Source organism: Micromonospora sp. NPDC005979 (assembly GCF_040614415.1).
In the GTDB taxonomy this organism is placed as follows: domain Bacteria; phylum Actinomycetota; class Actinomycetes; order Mycobacteriales; family Micromonosporaceae; genus Micromonospora.
The window spans coordinates 561,076-573,454 of sequence record NZ_JBEXUR010000001.1; the positions used below are offsets into that span (position 1 = coordinate 561,076).

Annotated in this window: 10 protein-coding genes; 7 read left to right on the forward strand and 3 right to left on the reverse strand. The window is 72.0% G+C overall.

The window, feature by feature from the left end; genetic code table 11:
• Positions 1-16: 16 nt before the first annotated feature.
• On the reverse strand, positions 17-1,144 hold the full coding sequence (locus ABZ272_RS02275; protein WP_355048064.1) for a sensor histidine kinase: 1,128 nt from the start codon (positions 1,142-1,144) through the stop codon (positions 17-19).
• Positions 1,145-1,288: 144 nt separating this feature from the next.
• Here ABZ272_RS02275 and ABZ272_RS02280 point away from each other — a divergent pair, with 144 nt between their 5' ends.
• The 3 genes from ABZ272_RS02280 to ABZ272_RS02290 are packed head-to-tail and all read left to right on the forward strand — an operon-like array spanning position 1,289 to position 4,476.
• Positions 1,289-2,278, forward strand: coding sequence for a carboxymuconolactone decarboxylase family protein (locus ABZ272_RS02280; RefSeq protein WP_355048065.1), 990 nt, complete (start codon positions 1,289-1,291; stop codon positions 2,276-2,278).
• Between the two features lie 9 nt (positions 2,279-2,287).
• Entirely contained in the window at positions 2,288-2,740 is a 453-nt protein-coding gene (locus ABZ272_RS02285; protein WP_355048066.1) for a DUF6220 domain-containing protein, read from the forward strand.
• The gene (locus ABZ272_RS02290) at positions 2,737-4,476 is read left to right on the forward strand and encodes a multicopper oxidase family protein (RefSeq protein WP_355048067.1); all 1,740 of its coding nucleotides are present in this window, start codon (positions 2,737-2,739) and stop codon (positions 4,474-4,476) included. Before ABZ272_RS02285 ends, ABZ272_RS02290 begins: the two co-directional genes overlap by 4 nt.
• Positions 4,477-4,542: 66 nt before the next feature.
• On the opposite strand, the gene ABZ272_RS02295 is transcribed toward ABZ272_RS02290, so the two are convergent.
• Complete coding sequence (locus ABZ272_RS02295) at positions 4,543-5,589, reverse strand: glycoside hydrolase family 11 protein (RefSeq protein ID WP_355048068.1); 1,047 nt, start codon at positions 5,587-5,589, stop codon at positions 4,543-4,545.
• A 515-nt stretch (positions 5,590-6,104) separates the two neighbouring features.
• On the opposite strand from ABZ272_RS02295, the gene ABZ272_RS02300 reads away from it, so the two are divergent.
• From ABZ272_RS02300 to ABZ272_RS02310, 3 genes are all read left to right on the forward strand, one after another.
• A complete protein-coding gene (locus tag ABZ272_RS02300) occupies positions 6,105-6,560 on the forward strand; it encodes a Fur family transcriptional regulator (protein WP_355048069.1) in 456 nt (151 codons plus the stop codon).
• Entirely contained in the window at positions 6,557-8,833 is a 2,277-nt protein-coding gene (gene katG, locus ABZ272_RS02305) for a catalase/peroxidase HPI (protein ID WP_355048070.1), read from the forward strand. Before ABZ272_RS02300 ends, katG begins: the two co-directional genes overlap by 4 nt.
• Before the next feature lie 139 nt (positions 8,834-8,972).
• Positions 8,973-9,587 (forward strand): dihydrofolate reductase family protein, encoded by a 615-nt coding sequence (locus ABZ272_RS02310; RefSeq protein WP_355048071.1) that lies wholly within the window; start codon positions 8,973-8,975, stop codon positions 9,585-9,587.
• Between the two features lie 67 nt (positions 9,588-9,654).
• Here ABZ272_RS02310 and ABZ272_RS02315 read toward each other — a convergent pair whose 3' ends face one another.
• Entirely contained in the window at positions 9,655-11,043 is a 1,389-nt protein-coding gene (locus ABZ272_RS02315; protein ID WP_355048072.1) for a PHB depolymerase family esterase, read from the reverse strand.
• 276 nt (positions 11,044-11,319) lie between these two features.
• Here ABZ272_RS02315 and ABZ272_RS02320 point away from each other — a divergent pair, with 276 nt between their 5' ends.
• Entirely contained in the window at positions 11,320-12,312 is a 993-nt protein-coding gene (locus tag ABZ272_RS02320; RefSeq protein ID WP_355048073.1) for a PaaX family transcriptional regulator C-terminal domain-containing protein, read from the forward strand.
• The last annotated feature ends 67 nt before the right edge of the window (positions 12,313-12,379 follow it).

Consider the following 12,379-nt stretch of genomic DNA (forward strand, 5'->3'; position numbering starts at 1 on the left):
CGGTGCGACCGTCGGTTCATGCCGGCTCGTCCAGCGGGAACGTGGCCCGCACCGTGAACCCGTGGTCGTCGTTCGCGGTGGCCAGCAGGGTGCCGCCCAGTCCGGTGACCCGCTCGCGCATACCGCGCAGTCCCACCCCCGGCGTCGGGGGACGGGCCGGCGACGCCTGCCCGTCGTCGCTCACCGCGACGGTCAGCCCGGCCGGCGCGTACTCGACGTGCACGCGTGCGGTCGCGGCACCGGCGTGGCGGGCCACGTTGGTCAGTGCCTCCTGGACGACCCGGTAACCGGCCTGGTCGACCTCGTCCGGCAGACGCCGTGGCCGACCGGTGACGGTCACCTGGACCGGCACGCCGACCGCACGGGTCCGTTCGGCGAGTTCGTCGACGCGGGCCAACCCGACGCCGTCGTCGTCGGGCGCGCGCAGGACGTCGAGGGTGGTGCGGAGTTCGCGCATCGCGGCGGCGCTGGCCTCCTGGATCGCCAGTAGCGTGGCCGAGGGCTCGTCGCCCTGCTTGCGGGCCAGGTGTACGGCGATCCCGGCCTGCACCTTGATCACCGAGATGCTGTGCGTCAGGGAGTCGTGCAGGTCGCGGGCGATGCGCAGCCGCTCCTCGCCGGCCCGCCGCAACGCCATCTCCTCGCGGGTGCGTTCGGCCTCGACGGCCCGCTGCTCGACCTGCTCCAGGTAGGCGCGGCGTTGCCGGCCGACCAGCCCGGCTACGTTCGCCGCCACGAACCAGCCCAGCAGCAGGGCCGTCCGCTCGGCGATCAACTGGTTGGGACGGTCGACCGGGGCCACCGAGACGTCGCGGGCCAGGAAGCCGCCGAGGAAGGCGACGCTGGCCACGACGGCGGCGATCCGGCGCCCCCGCCAGGCGGTCACGTAGACCACGCCGAGGACGGGGAAGGCGGCCGACACCCCCGAGTGCACCCGGACGTGCAGGGCCAGCATGGCGACGGTCACCACGCCCAGCGCGAGCACCGGATGCCGCCGGCACACCCCGAGCGCCGCGGCCATGACGAGGACCAGAGCGACGTCGAGCGCCCCGACCGTCGCGGCGTCCGGTGCGAGCGCGGCGTTGCCGAGCAGGAGACCGCCGAGGGCGAGGCCGCTGAGGACGTACGGCAGGTCGCGGCGCATGGTCGCACTGTAGAACGGCCGTCGTTCGTGGAGCATCCCGCGCGCGCGGTAGATCAGGCGTACCACGGTCGTGGTATCCCGGCGGCGCGAAGTGTCTGCGCCGGCACGACGTCTTCCGCCGCCGTCGCCACGAGCATCGACCGCATGACATACCGCTTCTTCACCCCCGTACCCACGAGGGCGGCCACCGGCCGCACCGCGGAGGTCTACCAGCAGCTACGCGAGGACTTCCTCGGACCGCTGCCCACCTTCCAGGCGCTCTCGGCCGTGCCCGAGGTGCTGGCCGCGACCTGGTCGCTGATGCGCGAGGCCCTGCTCGCCGGCGACACGTCCCGGGTCGACCGCGAACTCGTCGCGGCGGTGGTGTCCCGGGCCAACGGCTGTCAGTTCTGCCTCGACGCCCACGTGCTGCTGCTGCACGCCCTGGGCGAGCACGGGTTGGCCGAGGTCGTCGCCCGGGGCGAGACACCCGCCGACCCGAGGCACGCCGAACTCGACCGTTGGGCCCGGGCCAGTCGAAGCCCCCGCACCGGCGACTGGACCAGCCCGTACGGCCCCGAGCTCACCGGCACCCTGCTCGCGTTCCACTTCGTCAACCGGGTGGTCTCGGCGCTGCTCGACCCCGACCTGCTCCCCGGCGGCCTGCAACGCGCCCCGCTGGTGCGGTCGGTCGGTGGCCGGCTGTACGCCAGATCGGCCCGGGAACCGAAGGAGCCCGGACGCAGCCTCGGGCTCCTGCCCGCCGGTACGACCCCGCCGCCGGCCTGGGCGGGGGACAGCCCGATCGGGGTCGCGTACGCGTCGTTGCGGGACGCCGCCAACCGGGGCGGCGAGCTGCTGGGTGACGTCGCCCGCCAGACCGTGACGGCCACCGTGCGCGCCGAGGACGGGCGGTTCCCGACCCGGCCCGCGGACTGGGCCGTCGACCTGGTCCGGGACGTGCCCGGCCGGGACCGGGTCGGAACGCGGATCGCGCTGCTGGCGGCGTTCACGCCCAGCGCGGTCAGCCCGGGCGACGTCGCCCTGTGGAGGCTGTCGCACCCCGCCGACGCCGACCTCGTCCGGATCGTCGCGTACGGCGCGATCACCGCCACCGACCACGTCGCCCGGGCGTTGACCTCGGCGCAGCTCTAGGAGCCCAGCATGCGAAAGGCATTCGTCATCAGTAGCGGCGTGCTGCTCACCGCGTTCGCCCTCCAATTCGTCTTCGCCGCCGTCGGCGGGTTCACCAAGCCCGCCGGGGACGGCGCGTACGCCCTGCACAGCGTCAACGGCATGGCGGTCATCCCCGTCCTCACCCTGCTCACCGTCCTGTTCGCGGCGCTGGCCAGGGCGCCCGGTCGGCTGGTCGGGCTGGCGGTTTTGCCGCTGGGCCTGGTCGTCGTACAGGCGCTGCTCGCCATGCTCGCCAACGCCGGCACCGACGCCGTCGGCGTCAGCACGCCGTTCGGCCTGGTCATCGGCGGGCTGCATGCGGTCAACGGCATCGTCGCGGTGCACGTCGTGGTCGGCGTCATGCGGGGCGCGCGCCGGCTGGCCGCCGGGACGCCGACGGGCGACGCGCCGGTGGTCGTACCCCAGGGGGAGCCGGCATGACCACCGCCTCGCTGCTCGCGGCGGACCTCCTGCTGGCGGTCCTGGCCGCCGCCGGATGGCTGGGTGGCGGGGTCGCGGCGGCCGCCCGTCGTCGGCCGCTGGCGCTCGCGCTGGCCACCGTCGCGCTGCTCGCCACGCTCGCCCGCGCGACGACCGTGCTCGCGCTCGCGCGCGTCGGCTGGTGGTTCGCCGCGGAGAAGGTCGTCGTCGCCGCGCCGCTGTCGCTCGCGGCGGTCGCCGTCGCCGGGCCGCGGCTGCTGCGGGCCGCGGGCGACATCCGGTCCGTCGCGCTGCCGCTCCTCTTCGCGGGGTACGCCCTGAGCGCCGCCCTGCTCGTCACGGTCCTGCACGGCTACCCGGTGTCGGCGTCGGTGGGGCTGCTCGCGGTCGCCGGGGTCGTCGCGGCGACGGCCCTCTCGTGGCGTCTGCTCGACGCGCGCCCGTCCCGGGCGGTGTCCCGGGCTGCGGTCGCGGTGGCGGTGGCGGCGCTGCTGGCCGGCACCGGGTTGGCCGTCGCCCCGGGCCCGGCGCCCGCCGCACCGCACGAGCATGGATACCCGCAGTCCCGGATCTCCGACGAACCCACCCGGCGGTTCACCCTGACGGCCGGTACCGCCACGGTGCGCGTCGGCGGCCATGACGTCGCGGCGTGGGCGTTCGACGGGCAGGTACCCGGGCCGGAGTTGACCGCCACCGTCGGCGACGTCGTGGAGGTGACGCTGCGCAACCGGGACATCGGGCGGGGCGTCACCCTGCACTGGCACGGGTACGACGTGCCGAACAGTCAGGACGGGGTGCCCGGGGTGACGCAGTCGGCGGTGCTGCCGGGCCAGGAGTTCGTCTACCGGTTCCGGGCCGAGCAGGCCGGCACGTACTGGTACCACACCCACTCGGTGTCCGACGTCGGTGTGCGGATGGGCCTCTACGGCGTCCTCGTGGTGCGTCCCGGGCCGACGAGCGGCCTCGACGTGACGGTGCCGGTGCACACCCTCGGGGGTCGTCCGCTGCCGGACGCGCGGGTGGAGCAGGTCGAGGCCGGCGTTCCGGTCCGGCTGCGTCTGATCAACACGGACAGCACCACGCACCGCTACGCGCTGGCCGGCACCGACTTCCGGGTCGCCGCGATCGACGGCTACGAGCTGGGCGGGCCGACGCCGCTGCGGGACACCGCCGTGCTGATCCCGGCCGGAGGTCGCTACGACCTGGCGTTCAGCGCCCCGGCCACACCGGTGGCGCTGTACGTCGACGGACGCCGCGTCTACTCGACCGGCGCGCAGTCGACGGCGACCGACGGGTGGCCCGTACTGGACCCGCTCACCTACGGCCGGCCGGTCCCGACGCCCTGGTCCCGGTTCGACCGGACGTTCACGCTCGTCCTCGATCGCGGTCTCGACCTGCGTGGACTGCTTCCGCGCTACGCCCACACCGTCAACGGCGCGGCCGATCCGGACATCCCGCCACAGGTCGTCCGCTCCGGCGACGTCGTCCGGTTCACGATCGTCAACCGGTCGCAGACCGTGCACCCGTGGCATCTGCACGGCCATCACGTGCTCGTGCTGTCCCGCGACCGGAGACCGGCCACCGGAAGCCCACTCTGGTTGGACTCGTTCGACGTCCGGCCCGGTGAGGTGTGGGAGGTGGCGTTCCGGGCCGACAACCCGGGGATGTGGGCCAACCACTGCCACAACCTGGGGCACGCCGACGCCGGGATGATGCTGCACCTCGTGTACTCGTGAGCACCGGGCGGCGCCCGGCCCCCGTCGCGTGGCGACGGGGGCCGGTACGTGGTGCGGTGGTGCGGGTCAGCTCGTGCGACAGCTGATCGTCGGCCAGGTCCAGTTGCCGTTGGCCATGATCGTGATTCCGAAGTTGTTGCCGTTGCCGTTCGGTCGGGCGGTCACCGTGCCGCTGGTGCCGCTGACGGACGCGTTCCAACTGTTCTGGATGGACTGACCGCCGTTGAGGTTGAGGCTGACGATCCAGTTGTTGGTACCGCTGACCGCGACGTTCAGGTTGAACCGGTCACCCCACTGCTGGCCGGCCGACAGCGTCGCGTTGCAGTTGCCGCCACCCGGGTTGCCGGTGGTGGGCCCGGAGGTCGGCCCCGAGGTCGGGTTGCCGCCGCCACCCTCCTGCACGGTCACGTCGGAGCTGCCGGCGCTCTGGTAGCCCTCGGTGGCCATGATCTGGTACGCGTGGTTGGTGCCGAGGTTCAGGCCGGCGCGGGCCCAGGCGTCGAAGTGGTTGGCGGTCGTGATGGTGCCACTCGAGCGCTTGTTCTGACGGACGCTCCAGTACTGGTAGAACGTCTGGTTGCCGTCGATCGACGGGGCGTTGGTCCGCAGGCTGCGCAGGATGTCGTAGGTGCCGCCGTCGGTGGTGACCGTGCCCAGTCGGGTGGCGCCGTTGCTCGGGTTGTAGCTACCGAAGTTCTCCACCACGTAGTACTCGATGAGCGGGTTGCGCGTCCACCCGTACAGGGCGAGGTACGTGTTGTTGTTCCCCGGGTTGTAGTTGGCCGAGTAGCTGACCGTCCGCCGCGAGCCGGTGGCCCAGCCCTTGCCGCCGACCCAGTTGTTGGTGCTGCGGTCCCAACTGCTGGAGTACCGGCCGTTCTCGCGCAGCGTCATGCTGGCGTTGCCGCCGTCCTTCCAGAAGGAGAAGTAGTAGCCGTTGTGCGTGCCGGTCAGGCTCGAGGTGAGCGTCCGGTCGGCCTCGGCGTACGCGCTGGTGGCCGTGACCGCGACCGTGCCTGTGACGGCCAGGACGACCGCACAGGCGGCGCCGAGGAGCAGCCGTATCCGGCCGCGCCGCGGTGCTGCGGTGGGAGTGTGGTCGGTGTCGATCATGTAGGTGTTTCCTCCTCGTCACGGCTGGCGCGTAGCCAGCGGTGCGGTGCGACCCGGCGGACTGTCGACCACGGAGTCGTACCGCATGGTGGTGGTAGACCGGTTGTCCCGCCCGACGACCGGAGGCGGCAGTCGCGGCGCGAGTGGTGACGGCAATTGAGTGTCGTCGATGGGGACGGTATTGAGCCGGTCGTCCACTTGTCAACATTTTCCGGAAGCGGCAAGGCGGTCACAGCCCCGCCGTCCTGCTCGGCTATGGCGACATCTGACGAGGTCAGTAGTCGATCAGGGGTGGCGGGAGCGAGGGGCTGGCGGGGTCGCTCCCCGAACATCATCAGACGAATATCGCTCGGAACTTCCGGAGACTTTCCGGAGCGTAGGCAGGGCGGCATCGGGCCCGTGGCGGCGTCCGCGCACATCCTGCCGGGTGAACCGGGGGTGAAACGTGCGCCACACCGACGCGCCGGTGGTCGAAAACTTGATCCGTTCCAAAAAAGTGAGCTAGTGTGCAGCGCGTGATGTCCGACCTCGAAGCGCAGCTGAGAGGGGTCTCGTTGCGAGTGACGCGACCCCGGCTGGCCGTGCTCGCGGTGCTGCGGGATCACCCCCACGTCGACACCGACACGGTGATCGCGCTGGTCCGGGCGGACCACCCCACCATCTCCCACCAGGCGGTGTACGACGTGCTGCGCGCGCTCACCGACGCGGGTCTGGTGCGGCGCATCCAACCGGCCCGCGCGACCGCCCGCTACGAGTCGCGGGTGGGGGACAACCATCACCACGTCGTGTGCCGCTCCTGCGGCGCCATCGCCGACGTCGAGTGCGCCGTCGGCCACGCACCCTGTCTCACCGCCCCGAACGACCACGGCTTCGTGGTCGACGAGGCGGAGGTCGTCTACTGGGGCACCTGCCCCGGTTGCGCGGCCGACCGCATCTCCCAGCGATCCGCCAGTTCGGAAGGAAGTACATGAGCGACACCCAGGACAACGTCCCCACCAGCGCGCAGGGCGTGGACCAGAAGGCTGCGGCCGGTTGCCCGGTCGCGCACGACTCGGTGACCGCGCAGGGCAGCGAGAGCGAGAACCCGGCGATCGACTCGCCGACCCCGAAGACCGGTGGTCGCCCGCGCACCAACCGGGACTGGTGGCCCAACCAGCTCGACCTCTCGGTGCTGCACGCCCACTCGTCCAAGGGCAACCCGCTCGGGCCGGACTTCAGCTACGCCAAGGAGTTCGCCAAGCTCGACGTCGAGGCCCTCAAGCGGGACATCACCGAGGTCCTCACCACCTCGCAGGACTGGTGGCCGGCCGACTTCGGTCACTACGGCGGTCTGATGATCCGCATGAGCTGGCACGCCGCGGGCACCTACCGCATCGAGGACGGCCGTGGCGGCGCCGGTGACGGTGGTCAGCGGTTCGCCCCGCTCAACAGCTGGCCGGACAACGCCAACCTGGACAAGGCCCGCCGCCTGCTGTGGCCGGTCAAGCAGAAGTACGGCCAGCAGATCTCCTGGGCGGACCTGCTGGTGCTCGCCGGTAACGTGGCCCTGGAGTCGATGGGGTTCAAGACCTTCGGCTTCGGCTTCGGTCGCGAGGACGTGTGGGAGCCCGAGGAGATCTTCTGGGGTCCGGAGGACACCTGGCTGGGCGACGAGCGGTACGCCTCCGAGAAGGAGATGGCGACCGGCGTCGGTTCGACCGAGATGGGCCTCATCTACGTCAACCCGGAGGGGCCCCGCGGCAACGCGGACCCGGCCGCGGCGGCGCACTTCATCCGGGAGACCTTCGGCCGGATGGCGATGAACGACGAGGAGACCGTCGCCCTCATCGCCGGTGGCCACACCTTCGGCAAGACCCACGGCGCCGGTGTCGCGGACAACCACGTGGGCCCGGAGCCCGAGGGCGCCCCGATCGAGGCCCAGGGCCTCGGCTGGCTGAGCACCCACGGCAGCGGCAAGGGCGGTGACACGATCACCAGCGGTCTCGAGGTGACCTGGACCGACGTGCCGACGCAGTGGAGCAACCGCTTCTTCGAGATCCTGTTCGGCTACGAGTGGGAGCTGACTACCAGCCCGGGTGGCGCGAAGCAGTGGGTCGCGAAGGACGCCGAGGAGATCATCCCGGACCCGTTCGACCCGTCGAAGAAGTACAAGCCGACGATGCTCACGACCGACCTGTCGCTGCGCGTCGACCCGGCGTACGAGAAGATCTCGCGCCGTTTCCTGGAGAACCCCGACCAGTTCGCGCTGGCCTTCGCCAAGGCCTGGTACAAGCTGCTGCACCGCGACATGGGTCCGATCGAGCGCTTCCTCGGGCCGTGGGTCGCCGAGCCGCAGCTGTGGCAGGACCCGGTGCCGGCCGTCGACCACGAGCTGGTGGGCGACGCCGACATCGCCGCCCTCAAGGCGAAGGTCCTCGACTCGGGCCTCACGGTCGAGCAGTTGGTCTCCACCGCCTGGGCCTCCGCCGCGAGCTTCCGCCACACCGACAAGCGCGGTGGCGCCAACGGCGCGCGCATCCGGCTCGAGCCGCAGCGCAACTGGGAGGTCAACCAGCCCGAGCAGCTCGCGACGGTGCTGGGCGCGCTGGAGGGCATCCAGCAGGAGTTCAACGCCGCCGGTGGGGCGAAGATCTCGCTTGCCGACCTGATCGTGCTGGCCGGCTCGGCCGCCGTCGAGAAGGCGGCGCGCGACGGGGGCGTCGAGGTGACCGTGCCGTTCCGGCCGGGCCGCACCGACGCCACCCAGGAGCAGACCGATGTCGACTCCTTCCGGGTCCTCGAGCCGCGCGCGGACGGTTTCCGTAACTACCTGCGCGCCGGCGAGAAGACCCAGCCGGAGGTGCTGCTCATCGACCGTGCCTACATGCTGAACCTGAGCGCGCCGGAGATGACCGTCCTCGTCGGCGGCCTGCGCGCCCTCGGGAACAACGTCGGGGGCGCGTCGCACGGCGTCCTCACCGACCGGCCGGGCGTGCTCACCGGTGACTTCTTCGCCAACCTGCTCTCCCCGGGCACCCGGTGGAAGGCGTCGGAGACCGACGAGCACGTGTACGAGATCCGCGACCTGGCCACGGACGAGGTGAAGTGGACCGCCACCGCGGTCGACCTCATCTTCGGCTCCAACTCCCAGCTGCGCGCCCTCGCCGAGGTCTACGCCAGCCAGGACGCGCGCGAGAAGTTCGTGCGTGACTTCGTGGCCGCCTGGACGAAGGTCATGGAGCTCGACCGGTTCGACATCGCCTGATCCCGCTTCACCCGACGAGCCCCGGCCGATCGGCCGGGGCTCGTCCGCGTTCGGCGCGGAGGGCGGTAACCGTCGTACGAGTTTGCGATGCTGTGCCCGTCTATGAGCCCGACAGCACCTCACATGAAGGAGCACCGCGATGGCGAAGGTCATCTCCACGCTGTTCATCTCGGCCGACGGCGTGGCCGAGATCGACCCGGACTGGCACTTCCCGTACTTCGACGAGAACATGGGCCGCGCGGTCACCGAGGACTACGACACGTCCGACGTGCTGCTGATCGGCCGGGTGACCTACGACAGCTTCGCCGGGGCCTGGCCCGACCGGGAGGCCGCCGGCGGCGAGGACGCCGGGTTCGCCAAGCAGCTCGGTGACGTCCGTAAGGTCGTCGTCTCCCGCCAGCCGTTGGACTTCTCCTGGCGCAACTCGGAGCTCGTCGCCGGCGACCTCGCCGAGGCCGTCGCCGCGCTCAAGGCCGACCCCGGGATCAAGGGCATCCTCATCCCCGGGTCGATCTCGGTCGTCCAGCAGCTCCTCGCCGCCGGGCTGGTCGACGAGCTGCGTCTGCTGGTACACCCGGTGGCGGCCCGCAAGGGGCGGCGGCTCTTCGACGACGGCGACACGCCGTACCACCTGCGGGTCACCGCGACCGAGGCGTTCCCGACCGGCGTGCTCCGCGTGATCTACGCGCCGACGGCGGCGCCCGGCGCGGTCGGCTACGACGAGGTCGTCGACCAGGTGCCGTCCGGGAACTGAGTCGAACCGGCCCCGCCGCCGTGGGCGACGGGGCCGGCTCGACCTGGTCGGAACGGCTCGCTGTCGGTCAGGCGATCGCGCAGGTCGCGCCGTTGAGGGTGAACGCACCTGGCCGGGCGGTGTTGCCGGTGTGCGTGGCCTGGAAGCCGATGGTCACCGATCCGTTCGGCGGGATGCTGGCGTTGTAGGCGGCGTTGCGGGCCGTCACCTGGCCGGACGTGGGCGAGTAGGTCGCGTTCCAGCCCGAGGTGATGCTCTGACCGCCGGGCAGGGTGAAGACGAGCGACCAGCCGTTGACGGCGCTGGTTCCGGTGTTGGTGATGGTGATGTTCTCGGTCAGCCCGTTGTTCCAGGCGTTGATCGCGACGCCCACCCGGCACGCGCCCGAACTCGGCGGCGGCGTCGTCGGGTTCGGCGGCGGGGTCGTCGGGTTGGGCGGCGGGGTCGTGGGGTTGGGCGGCGGCGTGGTCGGGTTGGGCGGCGGCGTCGTGGGGTTCGGGGGCGGGGTGGTCGGGTTCGGCGGGGCGGTCAGGCCGAAGAACGCGACGGCGGCAGCGGCCATGCCACCGGCCGGCAGGCTGTGCCCCGCACCCTGGATGCTGTACGCCTCGACCTGGACGGTTCCGTTGGCGTCGGCGTACCGGCGGCGGTTCCAGTTGGTCTGCGGCGTGTCGGTGGAGGTGGGTGTCTGGCTGAGCCCGAACACGTTGGTCCACTGCTCGATCGTCTCCTGCAAGAGCGAGAACGGAACGAGCGTGTCGCTGGTGCCGTGCCACAACTGCACCCGGGGACGGGGACCGGTGTAGCCGGGGTACGCCCCGCGCACCGCGTCACCCCACTGCTGCGGGGTCCGGTTCATGTTCCCGCCGGTGCACTGGCTGCTGCCCGGCGGGTAGTCGGCCGCGTTGGCGAAGCAGTTGTAGGGGACACCCATGAACGCCGCGCCGGCCTTGAAGACGTCGGGGTAGAGGGCCAGCATGTGGTTGGTCATCATGCCGCCGGACGAGCTGCCGGTGGCGTACACCCGGTCGGGGTCACCGCCGTACTGCTGCTGCGCGTAGCGGATCATCGAGATGATCGACACGGGGTCGCTGCCGCCGCCACGGCGCTTGGCGGCGTCCGACCAGGTGTCGAAGCAGTTGCCGAAGCCGGCCTGCTGGGTCGCCGTCGGGTAGATCACGATGAACCCGTACCGGTCGGCCTGGGCGGCGAACTCGCTGCCGGAGTAGAACCCGGGACCGGACCCGCCGCAGCCGTGCATGGCCACGACGATCGCCGGCCTGGTCGGGCGGGTGTCCGGCACGTAGACGTGCATGCGCATCCGGCCCGGGTTGTCGCCGAACGTGGTCACCTCGGTGAGGGAGGCGGCGTACGCGGGTTGGAGCGCGGGGGCCACCAGGCCGGCCGCCACCAGTGACGTGACCAGGCCGAGCAGCAGTTTTCTTCGGATTTTCACGGGGATGGCTCCTTCGATCACCTGTGCGGGGTGGGTGTGGGGTCGCGCGCTGTGCGGTCACGGGTGCGCCCGACTCCCGTGGTGATCGCGCCTCGCCCACTACGTGTGCTCGCCCTGTGCCCGGCTGCGTACGGCGTCGCGTAGCAGATAGTGTTCCTCGCGGTCGCCGAAGTGTCAATCGATGCATCTCGATCAGAAGGCGTTGGCGCCGACGCCGCCGCCCGCGCGGTCCGTCTACAGTCGGTGCACCGTCCCTGAGTCGAGCCGGGAGCGCCTGTGGCAAACCCCTTCCCGATCGAGGAGATCTATCCCGACGACGGGGACGAGCCGCCGCGACTGCCCCGGCGGCAGGCCGGCAGCTCCCCGCAGGACCTCGCGGTGACCCTGCTGGCCGACTACACGCTGCGGACCCGTGCGCGGGTCCCGTCCGCGGCCCTCGTCGCGCTGCTCGCCGAGTCCGGCGTGAGCACGGCCGGCGCGCGTGCCGCGATCAGCCGGTTGGCCCGGCGCGGCGTGCTGGAGGGCAGCCGGGAGGGCCGACGCAGCTCCTACCGGCTCAGCCGCGCCGCCGCCGCGAACCTGTCCAGCGGCGGGAGTTGGATCCTGGCCGCGACCACCGAGGTGGTCGCGTGGGACGGCTGCTGGACCATCGTCGCCTTCTCTCTGCCCCAGGACCGTGGCGCGCAGCGGCGGGCCCTGCGCGGCCAACTTCGCTGGCTCGGGTACGCGCCCCTGTACGACGGGCTGTGGATCTCGCCGTACGAGCTGAGCGCACCGGGCAGAGCCCAGATCGCCCGGTTCACCCGGGGCGCCGTCACGGTGTTCCGGGGACGGCAGGCCGACCTCGACGCCATCGCCCAGCGCTCACCGATCGACGCCTGGGACATCGAGGCGATCGGCCGGCACTACGAGGAGTTCCTCCGGCGGTGGACGCCCCTGGTGCCGCAGGCGCGGTCGGAGCGCGTCGACGGCGCGGCGGCCGTGCGCACGCGTACCGAGGTCATGGACACCTTCCGCCGCTTTCCGACCCTCGACCCGCGGCTGCCCCTGGACCTCCTGCCGGCCGGATGGCTCCGGCGGCCGGCGCGGGAACTCTTCGAGGCCATCTACGACGGCCTCGCCGCGCCCGCCGAGCGGCACGTCCGAGCGGTCGTCGCCCGGTTCGCCGAGGAGGCGCAGTCCGGCATCCGCGCGCACACCGCCGCCGACATCCTCGCCGGGGTACGCGACGTCGAGACGGCCGAGGCGGGCGAGGGCTGCGCCTCCTGAGCGCGGCGTCGGCGGGCACCCGCCTCGCCGTCGACGTGTGTACCTTGTGGAGGGCGCGCAGCGAGGG

Bases quoted from the DNA above. Each gene is read 5' to 3' on its own strand.
- ABZ272_RS02275 (WP_355048064.1), bottom strand. From the start codon at position 1,144: ATGCGCCGCGACCTGCCGTACGTCCTCAGCGGCCTCGCCCTCGGCGGT.
- ABZ272_RS02280 (WP_355048065.1), top strand. From the start codon at position 1,289: ATGACATACCGCTTCTTCACCCCCGTACCCACGAGGGCGGCCACCGGC.
- ABZ272_RS02285 (WP_355048066.1), top strand. From the start codon at position 2,288: ATGCGAAAGGCATTCGTCATCAGTAGCGGCGTGCTGCTCACCGCGTTC.
- ABZ272_RS02290 (WP_355048067.1), top strand. From the start codon at position 2,737: ATGACCACCGCCTCGCTGCTCGCGGCGGACCTCCTGCTGGCGGTCCTG.
- ABZ272_RS02295 (WP_355048068.1), bottom strand. From the start codon at position 5,589: ATGATCGACACCGACCACACTCCCACCGCAGCACCGCGGCGCGGCCGG.
- katG (WP_355048070.1), top strand. From the start codon at position 6,557: ATGAGCGACACCCAGGACAACGTCCCCACCAGCGCGCAGGGCGTGGAC.
- ABZ272_RS02310 (WP_355048071.1), top strand. From the start codon at position 8,973: ATGGCGAAGGTCATCTCCACGCTGTTCATCTCGGCCGACGGCGTGGCC.